Below are 22,310 nucleotides of genomic sequence, written 5' to 3'. Positions count from 1 at the left end.
TCACCCCGACAACCCGCCCGACAGCACCGTCACGGCGCGGCGATTCTTGGCATAGCAGCTTTCTTCGGAACAGATCTCGAGCGGCCGTTCCTTGCCGTAGCTCACGACGCTCAGCCGGTTGCCGGCCACCCCTCGCGAGATCAGGTAATCGCGCGCCTCGTTGGCGCGGCGCGCACCAAGGGCAAGGTTGTATTCGCGCGTGCCCTGTTCATCGGCGTGGCCTTCGACTGTGGCGGTGTAGCTGCCATTGTTGTTCAGCCATTGCGCCTGCGAATTCAGCGTCTGCCGGGCCTGTTCGGTCAGGCTGGACTGATCGACAAGGAACAGCACCCGGTCGCCCACGGCCTGCTGGAAATAGACCGGTGACGACGGGTTCGAAAGCGCGCTCCCGGCGCCCGCCCCTGCAGCGGCGCCTGCGCCGCCGTCCAGGTTCCTGGCATTGGTGCAGGCCGCCGCGGTCAGGACCGCGGCCACCAGCACGCCCATGCGGAAAATATTCATGCCCAGTGCCTCATGTTTGGTTCTTCCGTGACGGTTAACACAGCGCTTGTGTCCTGTGAACGTGGCGTTCAGTTCTGCAATGGCGACCATGCCGCATCCGACGCGCCATCGGGTGTGGGGACCGGGCGCAGGTTGCGCCCCGTGATGTCGATGGAATACAGCCGCGACTGTCCTTCCGCCCCCCGTGTTTCCCGCGTGAACATGATCACGCGGCCATTGGGGGCCCAGGTCGGGCCTTCGTCCAGAAACGATGCCGTGAGCAACCTCTCGTTGTTGCCGTCAGGGCTCATCACGCCGATATGGAACCGTCCGCCCGATTGCTTGGTGAAGGCGATCAGATCGCCCCGCGGCGACCAGACCGGCGTGCCATAACGGCCCTGACCGAAGCTGATGCGCTGCGCCTCACCCCCGCCGGCGGGCATGACGTACAGCTGCTGCGTGCCCGACCGGTCGCTTTCGAAGACGATCCGGCTGCCATCCGGCGAATAGCTGGGCGCGGTCTCGATCGCCGGTCCGTCGGTCAGCCGCCGCAGGTTCCCGCCGTTCACGCCCATCGTGTAGATGTCGGTGTTGCCGCCTTCGGTCAGCGAGAAGATCACCGTGCTGCCGTCGGGCGAAAAACGCGGCCCGAAGCTCATCGTACCGGGTTTCTGTTCCAGCACCTGCTTGCGCACGCGGCCCACGTCCAGGATGTTGATCCGCGGCACGCCGGTGTCATAGCTGGTGTAAAGCACGCGGCCGCCATCGGGCGAAAAGCGCGGGTTCAGCACGATGGACGAGCTGTCGGTCAGATACTGCACATTGGCGCCGTCGTAATCCATGATCGCCAGCCGCTTCAGACGGTTGGCCTTGGGTCCGCTTTCCGACACGAAGACGACCCGGCTGTCGAAATACCCCTGTTCGCCCGTGATCCGGCTGTAGACCGCATCCGACACCTTGTGCGCCACGCGCCGCCAGCCTTCGGGGCCGGCCACGAATTGCAGGCCCGATCCCAGTTCCGATCCGGCGAAGACGTCGTAGATCCGGAACTGCACGATCAGCTGGTTGCCCGACACCGCCACCGATCCGGTGACCAGCGCCTGGGCGTTGATTGTCTTCCAGTCGGTATAGCGCACGGGGGCCGAGAAATCGGTGATCTGGCTGATATAGGCGTTGGCCGGGATCTCCCGGAACAGGCCGGTGCCGGTCAGATCGTCCCGCACCACCTGGGTCAGGTTTTGCGCCACCTCCTGCGCGGCGGGGCTCGTCGCCACGAAGTTCGGGATCGCGATCGGCATCGGTTCGATGACACCTTCCGTGATCTCCAGCCGCAGGGGGCCCGATTGCGCCATGGCCGGCGCCGAGAACCCGATCAGAGCGACACAGGCCGCCAATATGCCAAGAACACCCGTCTTCATCGGATCCGCATCCCTTCAGGGTTGAATGTCATTTCGATGTCACGCCATTGCGCGTATTTTTCCGCCGGCAGATCAAAGCCGCTTGCCCCGCACCGGATGATCGCCCGCCGCGCGGCCTCGAAGGCTTGTTTCGCCGCAGCAGACTGCCCGCCCGAGCTGGATATCAGCCGGATCGAGTTGGTATCGGGCCGTGCGCTCTGGTTCAGGGTCATGCCGACAACCACAGTGGTCTGCAATGCCTCCGACGACAAGGACCCCACGTTCCAGCACGACGCCACGGCGACACGCAGCGCATCCATTTCCTGCGCCGTCATCCGCGGACCGGTCGGCGCCTGTATCGGCGTCGGCGACGAGGCCTGTGCCTCCGGCTCGCTCGCGCCACCCAGCGCTTCGGCCAGCGCGGCCGCGACCGCATCTTCGCGATCCGCCGGATCCTCCGCCGGTTCGTCCACTGGCGGCTGGGTCTGGCCCAGGTTGGCCGGGCGGCTTTGCGGGCGCTGCGACACGTCCGGCGCGCGCGGGGCCTGGACGTCTTCGGGCACTTCCACGGAACGCTCGATCGCGGCTTCGGCCACCGATACGTCCTGTTCGGGCGCGGGCGTCTCGGCGTCCTCGGTATCGCTGATCGCGGGCTGCGGCGCTTCCTGCGGCGTCACCTCTTCGGGTGGAACCGGGGCGGCTTCGGGCGCGATCCGCGGCACGTCGGGCGTTTCCGGCTCAGGCGCTTGTTCAAGCGCCGCGACCGGTGCTGGCGGTTCCGGCGTCGGTTCGGGCTCGGGCTCCGGTTCGACCACGGGTTCGGGTTCCGGCTCGGGCTGGGGTTCGGGCTCCGGCGCGGGTTCGGCGATTTCAGGCTCGGGTTCCGGTTCCGGCTCCGGTTCGGGCGCAGGCTGAGGCTCCGGCACCTCGACTTCCGCCGCGGGTTCCTCCGGCTCAGGCTCCGGCGCGGGCGCTTCCACGGCCGGCGCGTCCTCGACCACCGGCGGCGCCTGTGTCAGCGCGTCGAATTCCTCGGCGGGAATCAGGGCCACATCTTGTATCTCCACAGGCGGCAGGCGGTCGGCCTGGAACTGGCCCGCGACGAGCGCCCACGCGATGAACAGCACGTGCGCCCCGGCAGAGATCTTGGTTCCGGTCTGCATCCGGCCCCTCCGGCCCTATTGCCCGTCGGCATCCAGTGTCGGACCGCCGACATCCGTCACCAGGCCCACATCGGAAAACCCGCCCGCATTCAGGGCACCCATCACTTCCATCACGTCCCGATACGGCACCGCCCCGTCTGACCGCAGGTAGACGCGGCTAGAGGTCCGCTCCTCGGCAATTGCGCGCAGCCGGGTGATCAGCTCCGCGCGCGGTGTATCGGTGGTCATGATCTGAACGGTCCCGTCTGCAAGGATGGTAACGGACAGGGGCTCCTCTTGTTCCCCGGGCAGCGGATTGGCGGCGGTTTTCGGCAGCTCGACCGGCACGCCCACCGTCATCAGCGGCGCCGCGACCATGAAGACGATCAGCAGCACCAGCATCACGTCGACGAAGGGAGTCACATTGATCTCGGCCATGGGCCGCATGGTCTGACGCCTGCGCCGCCCGCGCCTGCGGCCGCCGCCTCCCCCGGATTGAACGCCCGCGCCCATGGCTACCCGCCCGTCTGACGCGACAGGATGGTCGCGAATTCGTCGGCGAAGGCCTCGTAGCCCGACACGATCTTGTCACTGTCGCCCGACAGCTTGTTGTAGAAGATGACCGCCGGGATGGCCGCCAGAAGGCCAAGGCCCGTGGCGAACAGCGCCTCGGCAATCCCCGGCGCCACGACGGCCAGATTGGTGTTCTGCTGCTCGGCGATCTCGATAAAGGCATTCATGATGCCCCAGACCGTGCCGAAAAGGCCGATGAAGGGCGCCGTGGCGCCGATCGTTGCAAGGATCGGCAGCCCGCTTTGCAGCCGTTCGCTTTCGCCGGCCAGCGTCACGTCCATCGACCGGTCGATCCGGCTCATCGCGCCAGGGATCAGCCCGCCGTCACCCTTGTGGCTGCGGCGCCATTCTATCATGCCCGCGGCAAAGATCCGCTCGGAACTCCCGCCGGGATCCGACCCGATGGTGTCGAACAGCGCGTCCAGCGGTTCGCCCGACCAGAACGCCTCGTCGAAGCGCGCGGCTTCGCGTCGGGCGGACCGGTAGGTGATGTGTTTCTGGATGATGATGGCCCACGACCAGACCGATGCTGCCAGCAGCAGCAGGATGACGAATTTCACCGTCAGAGTGGCGCGTGCGAACAGGGCCCAGACCGAAAGATCCACTGCCTGCGCCTGTACCAGTACGTCAGCTTCCATGCTCTTCCTCAACTCGCTCGCCGGGACTGTGCCGCCCCGTTACACCCGTTCCCTTGGCACACGAAAGGCCCGGAATGGCAAGAGCCTATCCCGGACGGGCGCCAAAGGCCATGTCACGCGCGATCCAAGGGGCCCGGATCACGCCCGCAATGCGCAAATCTCCGCCGGCAGGCCGACGGGCCGGCCCGCCTGCGTCATGCAGACCACGGTCACCTGCGCACGGAAGAGCGCGGTCTCCCCCCGGTAGACGGTCTGCGTCAGCCCCATCTTCACGCGGGTGAGCGAGGCAAGCTCCGTCACCACTTCCAGCCGGTCCTCGAACCGCGCGGGGGCAAGGTAATCGGCCTCGATCCGTCGCACCACGAAAACCAGCCCCTTCTCCCGCATGGCGTTCTGATCCAGCCCCAGTTCGCGCACCCAGTCCGACCGCCCCCGCTCGATATAGCGGAGGTAGTTGGCATGGTAGACGATGCCCGCCATGTCGGTGTCTTCGTAATAGACCTGAACGGGAAAGCGGTGGGTCATGTATTGTCCGTCTTGATAAGGCCCGAGAACCCGGCGACAGCCAACAGCGACAACGCCCAACCCAGGGCGATCTGCACCCACAGATAGTACCGCGCATACCGGCCAACCCAACCTTGGGTTTCGTCCGGGATCCAGAACTCCTGCATCTCCATCGCGACGATTGGAAGGAGCGTGTCGGCTGAATAGATCCAGTGATTGAACACTGGATAGGATTTCGCCTCGGGCTGTTGGAGGAAGCAGTCTAGCTGTGATTCAGCCGGTGCGGCTTCCGGCCGGGCGGAAAGCATGCCATCGGTTGTTGTGTAGCTATCCCGGCAGGCCGTCCATTCCGGGCTACGCAGAACGAAAGGATTATTGGGCTTGATCGCGTCATGCTGCGCTGCCGCAAAGAACACGCCACAGCCGATCAGCCAAATGGCAGCCAACCACGCGAACGCCAGCAGCGGTCGCCGTCCATAGCGGGTGGTTACTGCCATAAGCATATCGCCTAACCACAGAATTCGTCGCTCTATGGTACCCACCTTCTGCCGCCGCCATTGCCGCTGTCGCCGCTCTTTGTCGATCAGCACGCGACATGCATCTTCGCCGTGTCCCATCTCGCGCAAAACCTTCGCGCATTGCTCCCAAGGCTGCGGCCAGAAATCTTTGTCAAATTTGGACCAGTCCTGCAGACCCAGCCAACGAATCCGCGCTTTAGCTGAGACGTCTTTCCCCATGAACGCGCCATATCGGCACCGGTCTAACACCAGGTTTCCTTTTTGCGGCCATGAGTCGTCAGTATCGTTGATCGCGCCAAGTTCAGCATTGGATAGGTCGAGTACGCCGTCGACTTTGGTACCGTCTTTCAGAAAAAAACCGCCCAAAACGCGTACACTGTCGGCTTGCAAAGCCCATGAATCGGGGGCTGCGGAAAGCTCTGCCCCCACGCAGCAGAGTTGGCTGCCGATCTCGGCACCAACTAAACTTATCATTCCCTGAGCCTTGAACGCCAAGGGACCGTCTGCATTGAGAAGCAAGCTGCCCGATATACGCGCACGCTCTGCAATCAGCGCATCGGCCCCTTCCGCCCCGAGCAGTTTGGCGCCGCTACAATCGAGGTTGTCACCGATATGGGCGCCTGTGAGGTCGATTGTTCCGGTTGCCTGAAAGGAGGTTTCTGCTCGAGCCCGCAGATGGACGCCTCCGCGAGTAATCAGCCGTTGCGCCTCTAGCCCCGGTACCGCTGAGCCATCAAGGTATAGCCCACCAATTTCGGACGAGTTCAGAGTCGGCGCGTCATCAAAATGGCAGTTGTAGAGAGACAAGTCGCATCGGCACTTCGCCCCATACAAATCCAGTTCATCAGTGACCCGCGCGCCAATGATCGCGACGCCGATCTCGTGTACGGGGTATTCCAGACCTTCGCAGCCACCCAGCATGAGATAGCGGATGAATTCGCCTCGGATCTGGCGGTCCTCCCCGGCGGTCGCTGTAGGGCGGCCGAGCCCAACTAGGACACCCCTGCCCAAACCGATTCCGTCGCGGACCTTCTGTTCCGCCGGAGTCAGGTCCCCAAAATCCGCCAGCTTGCGTCTCACTCCGATTTCTCCATCCGGGCGGCCAGCCGTAAAGCAAAGGACGGATCGTCGGCCGAAGACGGCAGGACCGGGTCGTAGGCGGCGCGGATGACGTCGGCGATTTCGGGGCGCAGGATCGTGTTGCCGTCGACCACCGCCAGCGGGGATTGCCCGCGGAAAGCGGCATCGGACCACATCAGCATCGACTGCACCACGTGGGACAGGGCCAGTACCTCGGCCGGGAGCTTGGCCATCTGGTCGTCGATGCGCAGGAACAGCAGAACCGCCTGGATCGCACCCGTGTCGTCGACGCGGAAGGCGCGGTACTGGCCCGCTTCGGCCTCCTGCAGGCGCGCGGCAAGCTTGTCGATGCCGGGGACGAGCTTCTCCATGTGCTTCGCTGCGGCCAGCTGGGACCAGTCCGACACGCAGAAGACCGGCGCGTTGGTGCCGAGGTCCGGGTCCGTCTCGGCCATCTTGTGCCCGGCGAGCGTGACCACCGCCTCGAACGCGCCCTTGAAGACGCCGATGGTGGCGTCGTCCACGCCGAAGACCACGGGTGCTATGGGGCGGCCCCAGCGGGCGAAATGAAAGCTCCCGTCATCGCGGGTGAATAATCTGGCGATCTCGTCCGGTGTCACTGGCGGGCTCCGTTTCTCTGGTCCGGGGCACGCTACCCTTACCGGCGCGCGGGTCCAACCCTAGCCCAGGGCCTGCGACAGCGCGGCAAAGCGGGAAAAGCGGACCGGTTCCGGCGGCAGCGGGCCGCGGGCCATCCGGGCCTCAATGCCGACACGGTCCAGCCCGCACTGTTCCAGCACTTCGCCAAGGCCGGTTTCGGGCATCGTGTCGATGCGGATGAAGGTTCCCGGTTCGGCCAGCGCCACGATCAGGGCCAGCGCCGTGGGCTGATCGTCGGCCACCACGGGGCCGATCACCTTGCCCCGCCCGAAAGGGCGGATGGCGCCGAAGCCCGCCTCCCCGATCAGGATCCGGCCGGCCTTCAGGATCTCCTTCAACGCCAGGGTCCGGTCCGCGCCGATGGCATCGCGGTCCATCGCGGCCAGCGTCTCAAGTTCCCCCGGCCCGGCCAGCCGGAACCCGGGGCTGTGGACCGGCGGCACGGCGGTCATGATCCCCTGGTATTGCAGGACAGCGCCGGTGGGCACGAAGCCCAGCTTCTCGTACAGCGGCTGCCCGTCGGACGTCGCCGTCAGGTAGAGCGGCGTGTCGCCGGCCAGCGCCATCGCCGCCTCCATCAGCCGCCGGCCAAGGCCGTGGCCGCGCAGGGCTTCATCGACGATGATCAGGTTGATCGCCGCGCGGTCCCCGAAATCGGAGCAGAGCGCCGTGCCCGTCACCCGGTCGCCCTCCATCGACACGACCCCGCGCGACAGGGTGAGCGCGAAGTGCCAGTCCTCCAGCCGATGCGGCCAGCCGGCCTGCTTGGAAAGCGCATGTGCGCCGGGCAGATGGGCGTCGGTCAGGGGATGGAGCGTGATGTCGGCGGTCATGTTGGAGAACTCCGTCAGGGCGCCTGCCGACGGGGTGGCGCATGGCCCTCGATGCCGCGAAACGGGGGCGCGTTCAAGGGCGCGGGCCTAGTCGAACAGGTCGCTTTGCGATCGGGGCGGCGCGATCCCCATATGCCGCCACGCCGCCTGCGCCAGCATTCGCCCGCGCGGGGTGCGCTGGATCAGGCCCTGCTGCAGGAGGTAGGGCTCGATCACCTCCTCCAGCGCATCGCGGCTTTCGGACAGGGCCGCGGACAGGGTTTCGATGCCCACAGGGCCGCCCTGGTAGGATTCGGCGATCAGTTTCAGGTAGCGCCGGTCGGCCCCGTCGAGGCCAAGCCTGTCGACGCCAAGCCGTGTCAGCGCGCTGTCGGCCAGTTCGCGGGTGATGGTGCCGTCGCCTTCGACCACGGCGAAATCGACGACCCGGCGCAGCAGCCGCCCGGCGATCCGCGGGGTGCCTCGGGCCCGCCGCGCGATCTCGCGCGCCCCTTCGGCCGCGGCGGGGGCGCCCAGCAGGCGGGCGTTGCGGGTCACGATCTCGAACAGCTCGTCCTCGGTATAGAATTGCAGGCGCGTGGGGATGCCGAACCGGTCGCGGAGCGGGGTCGTCAGCAGGCCCATCCGGGTGGTGGCGCCGACCAGCGTGAAGGGCTGCAGTTCGATCCGGACCGTCCGCGCGGCAGGGCCTTCGCCGATCACGAGATCGAGCTCGAAATCCTCCATCGCCGGGTAGAGCACTTCTTCCACCGCCGGGTTCAGGCGGTGGATCTCGTCGATGAACAGCACGTCGCGCGCTTCGAGATTCGTGAGGATCGCCGCCAGATCGCCTGCCCTCGCCAGCACGGGGCCGGAGGTCATGCGGAAGTTCACGCCAAGCTCGCGCGCAAGGATCTGGGCCAGCGTCGTCTTGCCCAGACCGGGCGGGCCATAGAACAGCGTGTGATCCATCGCCTCGCCCCGCTGCCGGGCCGAGGCCACGAACACCCGCAGGTTCGCGCGCGCCTCGGCCTGCCCGATGAAGGCATTCAGCGTCTCGGGCCGCAGCGCCGCGCCCGAGGCTTCGGTGTCTTCGGGCAAGGGTTCGCCGCGGAGGGTGGGGTCGGCTTCGGTCATGCGTCTATCCTGCCGGTGCCAGCTTGCGCAGGGCGGCGCGGATCAGGGCGGCGCTGTCGAGATCCGGGGTTTCGCCAAGCACTTCGGCGACGGCGGAGGCGGCCTCGCTGGGGCCGTAGCCCAGGTTGGTCAGGGCCGACATTGCGTCGGATTGGGCGTGGACCGGTGGGGCGGCGGTGGGTGTTGGGTCAGTCGTGGGCTCGATCACCGCGGCTTCGTCGGCGGGGGCGGACTTGTTCGAGGACGCGGGCGCCGACATGGCCATGATCGTGGGCGCCTTGTCCTTCAGGTCCAGCACGATGCGTTGCGCCGTCTTGGGGCCGACGCCCTTGGCGGCCTTCACCATCGCCCAGTCGCCAAGTGCTATGGCGCGGCTGACACCATCGGGGCCCAGCGCCCCGAGGATCGCAAGCGACACCTTCGCGCCCACCCCCTGCACGCCCGTCAGCAGGCGGTGCCATTCCTTTTCCACCAGTGTCGGGAAACCGTAGAGCTGGATCAGATCCTCGCGCACCAGCATTTCGGTGAAAAGCGACACCGGCTCTCCCGGTCCGGGCAGCGCGGCCATCGTGCGGGAAGAACAGTAGACGACGTACCCCACGCCACGAACGTCGATCAGCACGTGATCGTCGGCCCGGTAGGCCAGGATCCCGCTGAGCCGCCCGATCATGCGCGAACCTCGACCGGCAGGCGGCCGCCCGCGTAGAAGGCATGGCAGATGGCCACGGCCAGCGCATCGGCGGCATCAGGGCCGGCCGGGGCGCAGCCGGGAAGTTGCAGTTTCACCATGTGTTCGACCTGTCGCTTGTCTGCGTGGCCCACGCCCACCACCGTCTTCTTGACCTTGTTGGGCGCGTATTCTCCCACGATCAGCCCTGCCTTGGCCGGCACCAGCAGCGCGATCGCGCGGGCCTGCCCCAGTTTCAGTGTGCCCACCGCATCCTTGTTGACAAAGGTCTGTTCCACCGCCGCTGCATCGGGCGCGTAGGCGGCCATGACCTCTTCAAGCTGGTGATAAAGCGACAGGAGGCGCACCGCCAGTTCCTTGCCTTCCGACTTGCACAGCCCGTTGGCAACGTGGCGCATGCGCGGGCCGTCGGCCTCGATCACGCCCCAGCCCATCGTCCTGAGCCCCGGGTCGATCCCCAAAATCCGCATGCTGCTTCGCCTCGCTGCCCGAATCGCCCGCGTTGGCCGCAGGCCTTTACCGGTCGGATTATGGGGCACAGGTGACCGGAACCGGCGCGCCGCGCCCGATGTCCAACCGCCGTGCCCGTGTTTTTTCACCGGCATTTTAAGCATTAGCACGAAAGGCGAACATCCGCCAAGGGTGGCGAGACCGTTTGCAAGTAGCCGCCCCCTTGTGCATTCGCGACATCGACTTTCCCGAAACCGACCGCGATGGCGGAAAACGACCAGCGCCGTCCTGTCGGCGACACGATTTGATCATTTTAACTTTTTGAAACGTTTACAAATACTTCAAGGAAATCCCGACCTATGCAATAGCTGCATATGGACCATGTCTTATCCCGTCTTGCGCGTTCTCAAACCGCTCAATAGATCAGCATCACAACGAGCGTGGGGTGCCGGACAGCGGAACCTGCACGCATCTTTAACACAAGTGTTCAGGAGAACGGCTATGGCTGCATTTGATACCCACCGCACCGCTTACGGCGCACACGGCCTTTTTGGCCGTCTCGGATTCCCTCTCGCTGCGCTGGTTGGCGCTGCAAGCTCGTGGAACGACACCCGTATGACCCGTAACGAACTGCAGAAACTGAGCGATCGCGAACTCAACGACATCGGTCTGGTTCGCGGCGACATCGAGCATATCGCGACCGGTCGCTGATCTCGACGAGACGGACAGGTATGCGGACAGGCCGTTTGCGGCCCGACGCACGCCCCACAAAACGGTGCTCTGTTGGCTCAGGGCACCGTTTTTTTGTGTGCGGGCCACAGGCGGTCGTCACGGTGTTTGGCACAGGAAGCTTGATCGGTGCGGCGTTGCCCTTAACTAATCGGTAGCCCTAACAGATCCCGGAGCCCCCGATGTTACCCCGCATAACGAAGACAGGACCGCTGTTTCTTGCCGCCCTTGCCCTGCCCGGTCTCGCGCTGGCCCAGGACCGTCCGCCAAACCCGGTCGAGCTTGCCAAGATCGAGATCGCGCTGACCGATGCCGGCTACACCAGCTGGGAAGAGATCGAGTTCGATGACGGGCTATGGGAGGTGGACGACGCCATGAAGGGCTCGGACCCCACGGAATACGACCTGAAGATCGAGCCCGAGACGTGGACCATCGTGCGCGAGCGCGTGGACGACTGACCTGCGCGAGCGAATGGACGATAAAGTTCAGGCCGCCTTGCGCAGAAGCAGTGTCGTCCAGTCGCCGATGACCTGACGGTCTGCAAGGGTAGCGCCTTCGCCTTCGTAGACAGCGATCACGCCATCTGCCTGTTCGTTGAGGATGCCCGACAGGATCGCCGCACCGCCCGGGGCGAGGTTCGTCATCAGGTCCGGCGCCAATGCGATCAGCGGGCCCTTCAGGATATTCGCAAAGATCAGGTCGAACGGTGCGGCCGCGGCCAGCCCCGGCGCGCCGAATCCCGCGGCTTCCAGACAGTCGATCTTCCCTGTCAGCCCGTTCGCCTCGACATTGGCCCGCGCCACGTCGACCGCGACCGGGTCGATGTCGCTGGCCAGGATCTGTGCGTCCCACATCCGCGCCGCACCCATCGCCAGCACGGCCGTGCCGCAGCCGATATCGGCCACCTTGGCGGGCGAAAACCCTTCGTCGATCAGCCGGTCCAGCGCTTCAAGGCAGCCCTTCGTGGTGCCGTGATGGCCGGTGCCGAAGGCCATCGACGCCTCGATCAACAGCGGCTCGACCCCGTCGGGCACCGTGTCGGCATCGTGGCTGCCATAGACATGAAACCGCCCCGCCGAAACAGGCGCCAGTTCGCGGCGCACATGGGCGACCCAGTCGGTTTCGGGCACTTCGGAGACGGTGAAAGGCTTCGCGCCATGGGCCGCGGCCAACAGGGCCAGGCCGATCTCGTCGGGCGCTTCTTCGAAATAGCCACCGACTTCCCACAGGCCCGATCCGTCCTCGATCTCGAACACGCCGACACCGCCGGGCGCGGGATCGAGGGTCTCCATCGCCTCGCCAAGGATCTCGGCTTGGGCCTTGCCGGCCAGGGTGGTCAGCGCGGAATAGGTGGACATGGGATCTTCCCTTGGCTTAGCCGGCCAGTCGTGCAGCCTCGGCGGCTTCTTCGGTCATCGTGCGGCTCAGATACCGCACATAGCGCCAGCCGCAATAGCCCGCGACACCGCCGACCAGGACCGACGCGGCCGCCTGCGCATAGATCACGCCATTGGCACCGTACCACGCCGCGAAGACCATCCCCAGTGGCAGCGTGATGATCCCGTCGCGGATCCAGTTGAACCCGGTCGACCACAGCGGCCGGCCCAGCGTGTTGAAAGCCGCGTTGGACACAAACAGCGCCGACACGAACAGGAACGCCACTGCCGCGTAATCGGTGAAGGCATGGACGACAACGGCGGCCTCCGCCGGCAGGCCCAGCCCGTTGATCACGCCATCGGCCAGCCAGGCCAGCAGCAGCCACGTGATCAGGGTATAGCAGGCACCGAAGATCATCGCGTCGCGATAGGCCGTGCGCAGCCTCTCGGGCTGTTTCGCCCCGTAGTTCTGCCCGAAGATCCCGCCGATGGCACCGGACAACGAGAAGATGCCCGCGAAGGCCACCACGGTCATCCGGCCGATCACGGTCCAGCCGGCAATCGCGGCATCCCCGAAAGGCGCGATCACGGCAGTCAGCAGGGCATTGCCCACCGGCGTCGAAAGCTGCGTCGCGATGGCGGGCACGGCGACAGCGAAATGGGCGCGGAAGTTGTTGACCACGTCGGCGATGCTGGGCTTGGCCATCAGGTCGTGCACGTAGATCGTGTAGCGCAGGGCCTGGAAGCACATCACGAGGCGGAACAGGTCCACGCCGTAGGCCGCGCCATCCAGCCCCCATTCCAGCGTGTAGATCATGATCGGATCAAGGATCATCGCCACGACGCCTGCAGACAGCGTCACCATCAGCGACCGCCGCGCATCGCCCTGCGCCCGCAGCGTGCCCATGCCCACCATGCCGAAGGCCATGATCGCGATCGTCGGCAGCGACAGCACAAGGTAGCGCGAGGCGAGAGCGGCCGTGTCCGCGTTCGCGCCCAGAAGCTCCAGCAGCGGATAGCGGAAGACGATCAACAGCGTCGCGACAATCGCCTGCACCCCGCACGCGGTAATGGCCGAGCTTGTCGCCAGCCGCCGCGCCCGGTCCTTGTCACCCGCCCCGATGGCGCGCGAGACCAGCGCCACCGCGCCGATCATCATGCCCACGCCCGTCGACACCGAAACAAGCTGCAGCGCGAAGGCAAAGCCCATCGCCGCCAGCAATTGCGGATCGCCCAGAAGCGAGATCCAGAACAGGTTCGCCGCGTCGACGACGAAGACGAAGGTCATCCCGAAGGCGCCCGTCAGCGTCATCCGCACGACATGGCCCATGGTCGATCCGGTCAGGAAGCGTGCTTGTTCGGCCATTCTCGCGCCCTCACTCTGCCGGGGCCGGCATCGGCGCCGACAGGATGGTTTCGTGCCCGGGCTCCGGATGGCGCGGGATCAGCAGCGACAGGCCCAGCGACACCATCGCCATCCCCGCTGCCAGCGCGAACACCGACGAGGGCGAGACGAGCCACAACAGCCCCAGCAGCACCGGCAGGAACACGGCGGCGATATGGTTGATCGTGAAGGCCACGGCCGCGGTAGGCGCGATATCACCGGGATCGGCGATCTTCTGGAAATAGGTCTTCAGCGCCAGCGCCAGCCCGAACAGGATGTGGTCGATCACGTACAGGATCGCTGCCAGCATCACGCCCCATCCGAACCAGTAGATCCCGCCATAGGCCAGGAACACCAGCGTCAGGCCCACGTACTCGAAGGCCAGCGCCCGGCGTTCGCCGAAGCGGGCCACCAGCTTGCCAAGGAAGGGCGCGAAGCCCATGTTGACGACGAGGTTTATCAGGTACAGCGACGTGATCTCGTGCACCTGAAAGCCGAATTTCTCGACCATCATGAAGCCGGCGAAGACCATGAAGATCTGCCGCCGCGCGCCGGACATGAACTGCAGCGCGTAATACAGCCAGTAGCGTTTCCGCAGCACCATCTGCTTCAGCTGCGGGTGCGGCGCCTCGAACTGGGGATAGGCGAACATGCAGAACAGGGCGATCCCCGCGGTCGTGAAGCCCGCGACCATGAACACGATGTCATAGGTCAGGTTCAGCGTGTCCCACATCATCACGATCAGCACGAACACGACGATGGTCGTCGCCGCCCCCGCCGACATGAGCCAGCCCAAGGTCTGCGGCGCCTTCTCCTTCGGCAACCATTGCAGCTGCAGCGACTGGTTCATCGTCTCGAAGTAGTGAAAGCCCAGCGACGAAAAGAAAGTCAGGAACAGGATCCCGCCCAGCGTCGGGATCCATGCCGTGAAGGCCGTGGCCACGCCCAGCAGAACAAGCGAGGCCAGCGCCAGCACCTGTTCGCGCACGAAGATGATGATCGCGATCACGCCGATGGCAAGGAAGCCCGGGATCTCGCGCACCGTGTGCAGCAGGCCATTGTCGGCCCCGTCGAAATGCGCGACCTCGACCACGAAGTTCGTGATCAATGCGTACCAGGCGTAAAACCCGATGGGCATCGTGAAGGCCATGACGAAGAGAAGGCTGACCGGTCGTCGCCAGAAGGGCAGCGACTCGGCCGCCGCGATGGGTACGATCCGTGTCATGGCTATGGCCATAGCGCCGGGATTGACGTTTGGGTAGATGCAACGTGACGGCGCATGGCCGCTCTGCATCACGGCACAGATCGCCTGCAGCACCCGAAACCAGTGCGCGAGCGGCGGGTCGGCCTCACATCTGTCACCCGGCGGCGCGCTGCCGCACATCCTCGGCAATCGCCGGCGCCTCCATGCGGATCTGGCCAAGCTGGCCCATGGTCGAAGCCGCGTAGGCGCAGAAGTAAAGCCCCTTGCGCGCCGAGGGCCCGCCGCAGACCTTCGGCCGCCCCCGGTCGTCCAGCACGTCGCGGGCCTGTCCCAGCATCGGCCGCAGATCCACCCGGTAGCCCGTGGCCAGCACGATGGCGTCATAGGTGCCGGTCGTGCCATCGACGAACCGGACGATGCTGCCCTCGAACGCCTCCAGCCCCGGCCGGACGGTGATCCGGCCCGCCTTGATCGCGCCCAGCGTACCGATGTCGATCAGTGGCACGCGCCCGTCCTCGCGGATCTGCGTCACCGGCCCTTTCGCGGGGCGCCTCAGCCCGTAGGCCGTGTAATCCCCCAAAGCCCACCGCAGCACCGGCGCGGTAATCGCATCGGCCACGCGCGGCGGAAAGATCTTCTGCAGGACCCCCATCGACTGGATCGGCCGCCCGAACAGCTCCTTCGGCAGCAGGTTCACCGGGCTGCGCACGGCGATATCGACAGGCATCCCGGCCTCCGCCAGATCCAGCGCGATCTCGCCGCCGGAATTGCCGAATCCCACGACGAGCATGCGCTTGCCCTTGAACGGCGCCGGGTTGCGGTATTCCGACGAATGGATCACCGGCCCCGGGAACCCGTCCTGCCCCGGCCACTCCGGCAGAAACGGCCGCTGCGACAGGCCGGTGGCAAAGACCACCACGTCGCCGCGTTCAACGCCGCCGCTGTGGGTCACGGACCAGCCCGCGCCATCCTCGGCCACGCCCGTCACCTCGACCCCGAACAGAAGCGCAAGCCCGTTCGCCTGCGCGTAATCCTCCAGGTACTCTACAACCTGCCCCCGCGACGGATAGCGCGGCCAGTCCTTCGGCATCGGCCGCCCCGGCAGATACGACAACCATTTCGGCGAATGCAGATGCAGCCGGTCGTAGTGGCGATGCCAGCTCGACCCAACACAGGTTTCGCGCTCCAGCACCGCCACGTCCGCCCCATCCTGCTTCAGGCAGGCCGCCACGGCCAGTCCCGCCGGCCCCGCCCCGATCACGATCGTCCGCATCCACAGCCCCCGCTTCTTTGGTCCCCAAATACCTTGGGGGAGTCCGGTTCGCCAGAACCGGGCGGGGGTAAAGCCCCCCCGGACCCCTTCAGTAGAAGCTCTGCGGATCGATATCGACGCTCAACCGCAGATCCCCCTTCAACCGCAACGGCGCAATCCACGCCGCAAGCGCCGCCTGCAACGGCGCCCCCTTGTCGGCCTTCACCAGAAGCCGCACCCGGTGCCGCCCCCGGATCCGGGCAATCGGCGCCGGCGCGGGGCCAAAAACCTCCGCCCCGATCTTGCGCAGGGCCGCATCGTTCCGCGCCAGGTGCTCGCCCAGGTCGAAGACCTGCCCGACATCGCCACCCGACAGGATGATCCCCGCCATCCGGCCATAGGGCGGCACGCCGGCGGCCTGCCGTTCCCCGGCCTCGGCCGACCAGAACGCCTCCTCCTCGCCGCCAAGGATGGCGCGGATCACCGGGTGTTCGGGCTGGTGGGTCTGAAGCAGCGCCACGCCCGGCTTGTCCGCCCGCCCGGCCCGACCCGCCACCTGCCGCATCAGCTGAAACGTCCGTTCCGCCGCGCGCAGGTCGGACCCTTGCAGGCCCAGATCCGCGTCGATCACGCCCACCAGCGTCAGCCGCGGGAAATTGTGTCCCTTGGCCACCAGTTGCGTGCCGATGATGATGTCCGCGGCCCCGTCCGCGATCTCCTCGATCGCTGCCTTCAGCGCGCGGGCGGAACCGAAGAGATCGGAACTCAGCACAGCCAGCCGGGCATCGGGGAAGACCGCCGCCGCTTCTTCGGCCAGCCGTTCGATGCCGGGGCCCACCGCCGCCATCTTGCCCTCGACGCCGCAATGCGGACAGACCTCGGGAATGGGCGCCGACGCGCCGCACTGGTGGCACATCAGGCGCTTCAGGAACCGGTGTTCGACCATCCGCGCATCGCAGTGATCGCACGCCACCTGTTCGCCGCACGCCCGGCAGAGCGTCACCGGCGCATAGCCACGGCGGTTTATGAAGAGAAGCGATTGCTCCCCCCGCTCCAGCCGCGCCTTGATCGCCCCTTGCAAGGTGGGAGAGATCCAGCGCCCGGCCTGCAAAGCCTCGGCCCGCATGTCGATGGCGCGCATGTCGGGCAGTTGGGCTGCCCCGAACCGCGCCGGCAGATCCAGCCGTCGGTACTTGCCGGCCTGCGCATTGGCCCAGCTTTCCAGCGATGGCGTGGCCGAGGCCAGAACCACCCGCGCCCCGCAGAGCGACGCGCGCAGCACGGCCATGTCGCGGGCGTTATAAAGAACGCCGTCTTCCTGCTTGTAGGACGTGTCGTGTTCTTCATCGACGACGATCAGGCCCAGACGGTCGAACGGCAGGAACAGGGCGGATCGCGCGCCCACCACCAGTTGCGCTCCGCCGGTCCCCGCCATGCGCCAGACCCGGCGGCGTTCGGTCATCGTTACGCCGGAATGCCATTCGGCCGGCAAGGCCCCGAACCGCGCCTGAACCCGCGTGATGAACTCCGCCGTCAGTGCGATTTCCGGCAGTAGCACCAGCGCCTGCCGCCCGGACGCCAGGCAGGCCGCGACAGCTTCCAGATAGACCTCGGTCTTGCCGGACCCCGTGACGCCCTTCAGCAAAGTCGTACCATAGCCTTCGGTGGCCATGTCCGCGCGCAGCACCTCGGCCGCCTCCGCCTGCCCGCCGGTCAGTTCCTTGCCCGGCAAGGATGGATCGAGCTGGGGGAACGGGCGGTCGCGCGGGGTTTCCTCTTCGCGCACCGCGCCGCTTTCGGCGAGGCCCTTCACGACGGACGGTGTCACGCCCGCCAGTTCGGCCAGTTCCTTCAGCGTGAAGGCAGGGCCGTGCGCGCCGCCATGTTCCTCCAGCACCTCCAGAACCCGGGTCCGCGCGTCGGTCATCCGCGGCGGCGTGCCATCGCCCAGCCGGAACACCTTCCGCATCGACGGAGGATCGCCCAGGCCCGGCGCGCGGGTGGCCAGCCGCAGCATGGCGGGCATCGGTGTCAGCGTGTATTCGGCGGCGCGGGCCAGGAATTCCTGCATCTCCTCGCGCATGGGCGGGGCATCCAGCACGCGGGTCACGGGGCGGATCTTCGAACGGTCGAAATCCCCCGCGCCCGGTCCCCACACGACCCCCAGCACGCGGCGGGGGCCCAGCGGCACCTCGACGAAATCGCCGGGTGCGCAGCCGCCTTCGGGCGCCTTGTAATCCAGCGTCCGGTCCAGCGGCTGGGTCGTCAGCACCGCCACCAGCGCATCTTCGCGGAATCGTTCGCCATCGAACTCCGGCCCGTCGGGCGCATCCGGATCCGGGCCGAACAGGGGCCCCGGCCCGGTCATCGCAAGGGCCGCGGCAGGAAATCCGCGTGGTATGGGGCTTTCGGCATCACGCGTCCTGCGGTAAAGCCCGGACAAGCAAGTGCCAAGCCCAACCCGAAGGGGACCCCCATGAAATTTTTCGTCGACAGCGCCGATATCGCCGCGATCAAGGACCTGAACGATCTTGGTATGGTGGACGGTGTCACCACCAACCCGTCGCTGATCCTGAAATCCGGCCGCGACATCCTGGAAGTGACCAAGGAGATCTGCGACATCGTCGATGGTCCCGTGTCCGCCGAGGTGGTCGCGACCGAAGCCGAAACCATGATCGAGGAAGGCCGCAAGCTGGCCAAGATCGCCGACAACATCGCCGTCAAGGTCCCGCTGACCTGGGACGGGCTGAAGGCCTGCAAGGTGCTGTCGGACGAAGGCCGCATGGTCAATGTCACGCTCTGTTTCTCGGTCAATCAGGCCCTGCTGGCCGCCAAGGCGGGCGCCACGTTCATTTCGCCCTTCATCGGCCGGCTGGACGACATCAACATCGACGGCATGGACCTGATCGAGGACATCCGCACCGTCTATGACAATTTCGACTTCACGACGCAGATCCTTGCCGCGTCGATCCGCACCGTCAACCACGTGGCCGACAGCGCCCGCATCGGCGCCGACGTGATCACCGCGCCGCCGGAAGTCATCCGCAAGCTGGCCGATCACCCGCTGACCGACAAGGGCCTGGCCACCTTCCTGGCCGATTGGGAAAAGACCGGACAGAAGATCCTGTAAGGGCATCGGGCCCTCTCCGGCCCGGCACCCGATCAAAGATAGGTTCGCGCCCGACCCGTGGGTGGGCGCGAACCGGTTCGCCATGCGCTCCGGTCGCAATGCGTGCCCGACGCACTCGAATGCGAAACGGCTGAAGCCCAGGCACGTGGAGCCAGCCGAGTCTTCCCCGCCACACCCACCACGCCACCGGCAAATTTGTGAAGATTTCCAACTGGCAGGCTGCTAGCTTGGCGCAAAGGCTGGCACGCCCCCTCGTGCCGGTACAGGCAATAACGCGGGGACAGGATGAGCAGTTCTGCCGAAATAGATCCCGAAATCCGGGATACCCTTCTGACGCGCCCGGATGTGATTCTGGACGATCCCGACCTGATGAAGGTCCTTGTAGACGCGACCGAAACCGAACGCGGGCACAACGTGGTCGACATGCGTGGCATGGCCATGCAGCGGCTGGAAGCCCGGCTCGACCGGCTGGAAAACCTGCACCGGTCGGTCATCGCCGCGGCCCATGACAGCATCGCGGGCACCAACCAGATCCACCGCGCGATCATCCGCATGCTGGATCCCGACGATTTCGAAGGGTTCCTGACCGGCCTGGATACCGACGTGTCCGATATCCTGCGGATCGAATCCGTCCGGCTGGTGCTGGAAAGCGACCGTTCGGACGAAGCCGTGACGCTCGACCGGGTGGGCCGCGTCCTGCGCGTGGTCGAACCCGGCTTCGTGCAGGCCTATGTCGGGCGAAACGACCGTGGGCACCGGGTCGTGCTGCGCGAGATCGGGTATTCCGGTGCCGAGGTCTTCGGCCCCGAGGCCGAAAGTATCGGGTCCGAGGCCTGCATGGTGCTCGACCTGGGCCCCGGCCGGCTGCCGGGCATGCTGGTCATGGGGGCGAAAGACCCGCACCAGTTCTCGCCGCAGCAGGGCACCGACCTTCTGGGCTTCTTCGCGGGCGTGTTCGAGCGCACGATGCGGCAATGGCTGAAAACGGCCTGATCTCCCCCGCCGCGCGCGACGCGCTGCAAACCTGGCTCGAGGTGATGGCCGCCATCGATGGTGCTAGCCCGGCCACCGTGACCGCCTATCGGGGCGATGTCGTGGGCTTCCTGTCCTTCATGACCGTCCACCACGGCGAACGCGAAGGGCTGGGCGCGCTGGCAAAGATCACCGTCACCGACATGCGCGCGTGGATGTCGTCGGAACGCCAGACCGGCATCTCGGCCCGGTCGCTGGCGCGGAAACTTTCGGCGGTGAAAAGCTTCTACCGCTGGCTGGCCCGGCGCGAAGGGTTCGAGCCGACGGCGGTGCTGTCCACGCGCTCGCCCAAGTTCCTGAAGAAACTGCCCCGCCCGCTCAGCGAAGAAGCCGCGCGCGAGATGATGGGCGAGGTCGAATTCGACGCCACCGAACCCTGGATCGCCGCGCGCGATGCAGCGGTGGTGACGGTTCTGTATGGCTGCGGCCTGCGGATATCCGAAGCGTTGGGCCTGACCGGCGCCGACGTGCCGCTGCCGAAAAGCCTGAAGATCCGCGGCAAGGGCGGCAAGGAACGCATGGTGCCCGTCCTGCCCGCCGCACGCGAGGCGGTGGCCCGCTATACCGAGCTCTGCCCTTTTGAGCTCACCCGTACCGCCCCGCTCTTCCGCGGGGCCCGCGGCGGCGCCCTGAACCCGCGGCTGATCCGCAGCGCCATGGCCCGCGCGCGCCTGCGCATGGGGCTGCCGTCTACGGCCACGCCCCACGCGCTGCGCCACAGCTTTGCCAGCCACCTTCTGTCAGCGGGCGGCGATCTCAGGGCGATACAGGAATTGCTGGGCCATGCGTCGCTTTCGACGACACAGGTCTACACCGCCGTCGATGCGGCGCGGCTGATGGACGTCTACGAGACCGCCCATCCCCGCGCCCGCAAGTACACCTAGAAAACCTCGTCCAGCTCAACCTCGCGTCCGTTGAAGGTAAAGCTTTCGCCTTCGGTCAGCCCGCGCATGGCCTGGTAGATCGGGCTCTGCTCCGAGATCCCCATGTACTTCCCGCCCTCGACCTCGAAGGCGCTGGTCGAGACCGCGACGACAAAGTTCTTGCCCGAGAACGCGACAACCGCCCCCGGTCCGACTTCATCCGTGACCTCGAAATCCAGGTTCTCCAGCGCGTCGATCTTGGCCTGGTGCGTCTGCACCGGGTGGTCGAAACTGTGCGCCAGCTCAAGACTTTCGCTGGCTTCCGCTACCGCCCCGCGATCCGCCTGGGCGCCCTGCCCCAGGGAAGCATCGCTGAGGTAGCTGCGATAGTGCTCCTTCGCCACTTCCAGCTCCTGCGCTTCCATCTCCATCATCCGCGCATAGATCGCCGCCTTCAGCGCGGCCCGGTCTTGGGGTTGGCTCATCGCTCCGCCCTCCTTCATTTTCGGTTTCCTGTTGATGTGATCACAGGGAGGGCCAAGTTCAATCCGGCGCCGACGATTTTGCGTTGGTTGCCGTCTCGCGAAGGAACGCCTCCCGGGGCGCGTTGCTGCCGGGTCTCCCCGATCGAGCGACGTGCCAGCCTCTCTGTCGGATGCCTCCGGCGGGAGTATTTGGAGAAAGAAGAAGCAGGGGCGCGCTCCCCCTTCTTGTTTCTTCACCAAATACTCCGGGGGAGTCCGAGCCGCAGGCTCGGGCGGGGGCAGAGCCCCCTTGCGGCGGTTGCCGCGTTGACGCCCGTCAGATCAGAAAACCGCCGGCGCCTTCGTGGATCAGAAGCTGCACCTTGGTTTCCACGCCCGCGCCGCCCGAGAACCCGGTCAGCCCCTTCGCACCCATCACGCGATGGCATGGAATGACGACCGCGATCGGGTTTCGGCCGCAGGCCTGCCCCACCGCCTGGGCCGGATGCCCAAGCGCGCGGGCGATATCGCCGTAGGTGCGTGTCTCACCGAAAGGGATGGCCTGCATCTGTGCGCAAACGGCATGCTGGAATTCGTTGCCGCGCACGTGAAGCGGCAGGTCGAAGACCTCCAGTTCACCCGCATCATAGGCGCGGATCTGGGCCGCGGCGCGGCGCAGCAGGTCCGTGGCGGCATCGCGCGTGTCTTCGGCCCAGGTCAGGCGCACGATGGCGCCGTCTTCCTCTGTCACGCGGAGGGTTCCGAAACTGGTATCGACGGCGACGCTGGGCATGTCA

24 protein-coding genes are annotated in these 22,310 nt (G+C 66.3%); 5 read left to right on the top strand and 19 right to left on the bottom strand.

Going from position 1 to position 22,310, the window contains the following annotated elements; genetic code table 11:
- The 12 genes from pal to ruvC form a co-directional block, all read right to left on the bottom strand.
- The gene (gene pal / locus D4754_RS09835) at positions 1-501 is read right to left on the bottom strand and encodes a peptidoglycan-associated lipoprotein Pal (RefSeq protein WP_121062989.1); all 501 of its coding nucleotides are present in this window, start codon (positions 499-501) and stop codon (positions 1-3) included.
- A gap of 68 nt (positions 502-569) precedes the next feature.
- On the bottom strand, positions 570-1,898 hold the full coding sequence (tolB, locus tag D4754_RS09830; RefSeq protein ID WP_121062987.1) for a Tol-Pal system beta propeller repeat protein TolB: 1,329 nt from the start codon (positions 1,896-1,898) through the stop codon (positions 570-572).
- A complete protein-coding gene (locus tag D4754_RS09825) occupies positions 1,895-3,040 on the bottom strand; it encodes an energy transducer TonB (protein WP_121062985.1) in 1,146 nt (381 codons plus the stop codon). The genes tolB and D4754_RS09825 overlap by 4 nt, the downstream gene beginning before the upstream one ends.
- A gap of 15 nt (positions 3,041-3,055) precedes the next feature.
- Positions 3,056-3,532, bottom strand: a complete 477-nt coding sequence (locus D4754_RS09820) for an ExbD/TolR family protein (protein ID WP_121062983.1) — start codon at positions 3,530-3,532, stop codon at positions 3,056-3,058.
- A 2-nt stretch (positions 3,533-3,534) separates the two neighbouring features.
- Complete coding sequence (gene tolQ / locus D4754_RS09815) at positions 3,535-4,230, bottom strand: protein TolQ (RefSeq protein ID WP_121062982.1); 696 nt, start codon at positions 4,228-4,230, stop codon at positions 3,535-3,537.
- A gap of 138 nt (positions 4,231-4,368) precedes the next feature.
- Positions 4,369-4,755, bottom strand: coding sequence for a tol-pal system-associated acyl-CoA thioesterase (ybgC, locus tag D4754_RS09810; protein WP_121062980.1), 387 nt, complete (start codon positions 4,753-4,755; stop codon positions 4,369-4,371).
- The gene (locus D4754_RS09805; RefSeq protein ID WP_121062978.1) at positions 4,752-6,332 is read right to left on the bottom strand and encodes a hypothetical protein; all 1,581 of its coding nucleotides are present in this window, start codon (positions 6,330-6,332) and stop codon (positions 4,752-4,754) included. The genes ybgC and D4754_RS09805 overlap by 4 nt, the downstream gene beginning before the upstream one ends.
- Positions 6,329-6,952, bottom strand: coding sequence for a hypothetical protein (locus D4754_RS09800; protein WP_121062976.1), 624 nt, complete (start codon positions 6,950-6,952; stop codon positions 6,329-6,331). The genes D4754_RS09805 and D4754_RS09800 overlap by 4 nt, the downstream gene beginning before the upstream one ends.
- Before the next feature lie 60 nt (positions 6,953-7,012).
- Positions 7,013-7,825: a GNAT family N-acetyltransferase gene (locus tag D4754_RS09795; RefSeq protein ID WP_121062974.1), complete on the bottom strand. Its 813-nt coding sequence runs from the start codon at positions 7,823-7,825 to the stop codon at positions 7,013-7,015.
- An 87-nt stretch (positions 7,826-7,912) separates the two neighbouring features.
- Positions 7,913-8,941: a Holliday junction branch migration DNA helicase RuvB gene (ruvB, locus tag D4754_RS09790; RefSeq protein WP_121062972.1), complete on the bottom strand. Its 1,029-nt coding sequence runs from the start codon at positions 8,939-8,941 to the stop codon at positions 7,913-7,915.
- 4 nt (positions 8,942-8,945) lie between these two features.
- On the bottom strand, positions 8,946-9,611 hold the full coding sequence (gene ruvA, locus D4754_RS09785; protein ID WP_121062970.1) for a Holliday junction branch migration protein RuvA: 666 nt from the start codon (positions 9,609-9,611) through the stop codon (positions 8,946-8,948).
- Positions 9,608-10,099 (bottom strand): crossover junction endodeoxyribonuclease RuvC, encoded by a 492-nt coding sequence (gene ruvC / locus D4754_RS09780; RefSeq protein ID WP_121062968.1) that lies wholly within the window; start codon positions 10,097-10,099, stop codon positions 9,608-9,610. The genes ruvA and ruvC overlap by 4 nt, the downstream gene beginning before the upstream one ends.
- Positions 10,100-10,580: 481 nt before the next feature.
- On the opposite strand from ruvC, the gene D4754_RS09775 reads away from it, so the two are divergent.
- Positions 10,581-10,790: a DUF1127 domain-containing protein gene (locus D4754_RS09775; protein WP_121062966.1), complete on the top strand. Its 210-nt coding sequence runs from the start codon at positions 10,581-10,583 to the stop codon at positions 10,788-10,790.
- A gap of 200 nt (positions 10,791-10,990) precedes the next feature.
- The gene (locus tag D4754_RS09770; protein WP_121062964.1) at positions 10,991-11,266 is read left to right on the top strand and encodes a PepSY domain-containing protein; all 276 of its coding nucleotides are present in this window, start codon (positions 10,991-10,993) and stop codon (positions 11,264-11,266) included.
- A gap of 27 nt (positions 11,267-11,293) precedes the next feature.
- On the opposite strand, the gene D4754_RS09765 is transcribed toward D4754_RS09770, so the two are convergent.
- From D4754_RS09765 to D4754_RS09745, 5 genes are all read right to left on the bottom strand, one after another.
- Positions 11,294-12,166: a 50S ribosomal protein L11 methyltransferase gene (locus D4754_RS09765; RefSeq protein WP_121062962.1), complete on the bottom strand. Its 873-nt coding sequence runs from the start codon at positions 12,164-12,166 to the stop codon at positions 11,294-11,296.
- Positions 12,167-12,182: 16 nt separating this feature from the next.
- Positions 12,183-13,550 carry an MATE family efflux transporter gene (locus D4754_RS09760; protein WP_121062960.1) on the bottom strand — a complete coding sequence of 456 codons (1,368 nt, stop codon included), beginning with the start codon at positions 13,548-13,550 and terminating at the stop codon, positions 12,183-12,185.
- 10 nt (positions 13,551-13,560) lie between these two features.
- Positions 13,561-14,793, bottom strand: coding sequence for an MFS transporter (locus tag D4754_RS09755; protein ID WP_121063391.1), 1,233 nt, complete (start codon positions 14,791-14,793; stop codon positions 13,561-13,563).
- A 133-nt stretch (positions 14,794-14,926) separates the two neighbouring features.
- Positions 14,927-16,045 (bottom strand): flavin-containing monooxygenase, encoded by a 1,119-nt coding sequence (locus tag D4754_RS09750; protein WP_121062958.1) that lies wholly within the window; start codon positions 16,043-16,045, stop codon positions 14,927-14,929.
- A gap of 88 nt (positions 16,046-16,133) precedes the next feature.
- Complete coding sequence (locus D4754_RS09745; RefSeq protein WP_121062957.1) at positions 16,134-18,392, bottom strand: primosomal protein N'; 2,259 nt, start codon at positions 18,390-18,392, stop codon at positions 16,134-16,136.
- Positions 18,393-18,500: 108 nt separating this feature from the next.
- Between D4754_RS09745 and fsa the strand changes: the two genes are divergently transcribed.
- From fsa to D4754_RS09730, 3 genes are all read left to right on the top strand, one after another.
- Positions 18,501-19,154, top strand: a complete 654-nt coding sequence (gene fsa / locus D4754_RS09740) for a fructose-6-phosphate aldolase (protein ID WP_121062955.1) — start codon at positions 18,501-18,503, stop codon at positions 19,152-19,154.
- Positions 19,155-19,439: 285 nt separating this feature from the next.
- Positions 19,440-20,147 (top strand): DUF484 family protein, encoded by a 708-nt coding sequence (locus D4754_RS09735; RefSeq protein WP_121062953.1) that lies wholly within the window; start codon positions 19,440-19,442, stop codon positions 20,145-20,147.
- Positions 20,129-21,070: a tyrosine recombinase XerC gene (locus tag D4754_RS09730; protein ID WP_121062951.1), complete on the top strand. Its 942-nt coding sequence runs from the start codon at positions 20,129-20,131 to the stop codon at positions 21,068-21,070. Before D4754_RS09735 ends, D4754_RS09730 begins: the two co-directional genes overlap by 19 nt.
- Here D4754_RS09730 and D4754_RS09725 read toward each other — a convergent pair.
- Both D4754_RS09725 and D4754_RS09720 read right to left on the bottom strand, forming a co-directional pair.
- Complete coding sequence (locus D4754_RS09725) at positions 21,067-21,534, bottom strand: hypothetical protein (protein WP_121063389.1); 468 nt, start codon at positions 21,532-21,534, stop codon at positions 21,067-21,069. The two genes, D4754_RS09730 and D4754_RS09725, sit on opposite strands and share 4 nt — an antisense overlap.
- Before the next feature lie 316 nt (positions 21,535-21,850).
- The gene (locus tag D4754_RS09720) at positions 21,851-22,306 is read right to left on the bottom strand and encodes a methylated-DNA--[protein]-cysteine S-methyltransferase (protein WP_121063387.1); all 456 of its coding nucleotides are present in this window, start codon (positions 22,304-22,306) and stop codon (positions 21,851-21,853) included.
- Positions 22,307-22,310: the final 4 nt, after the last annotated feature.

This window comes from Chachezhania antarctica (genome assembly GCF_003646465.1).
Classification (GTDB): Bacteria; Pseudomonadota; Alphaproteobacteria; order Rhodobacterales; family Rhodobacteraceae; genus Chachezhania; species Chachezhania antarctica.
Note: the sequence above shows the minus strand (reverse complement) of the source record. Positions and strands in the feature narration are given on the sequence as shown.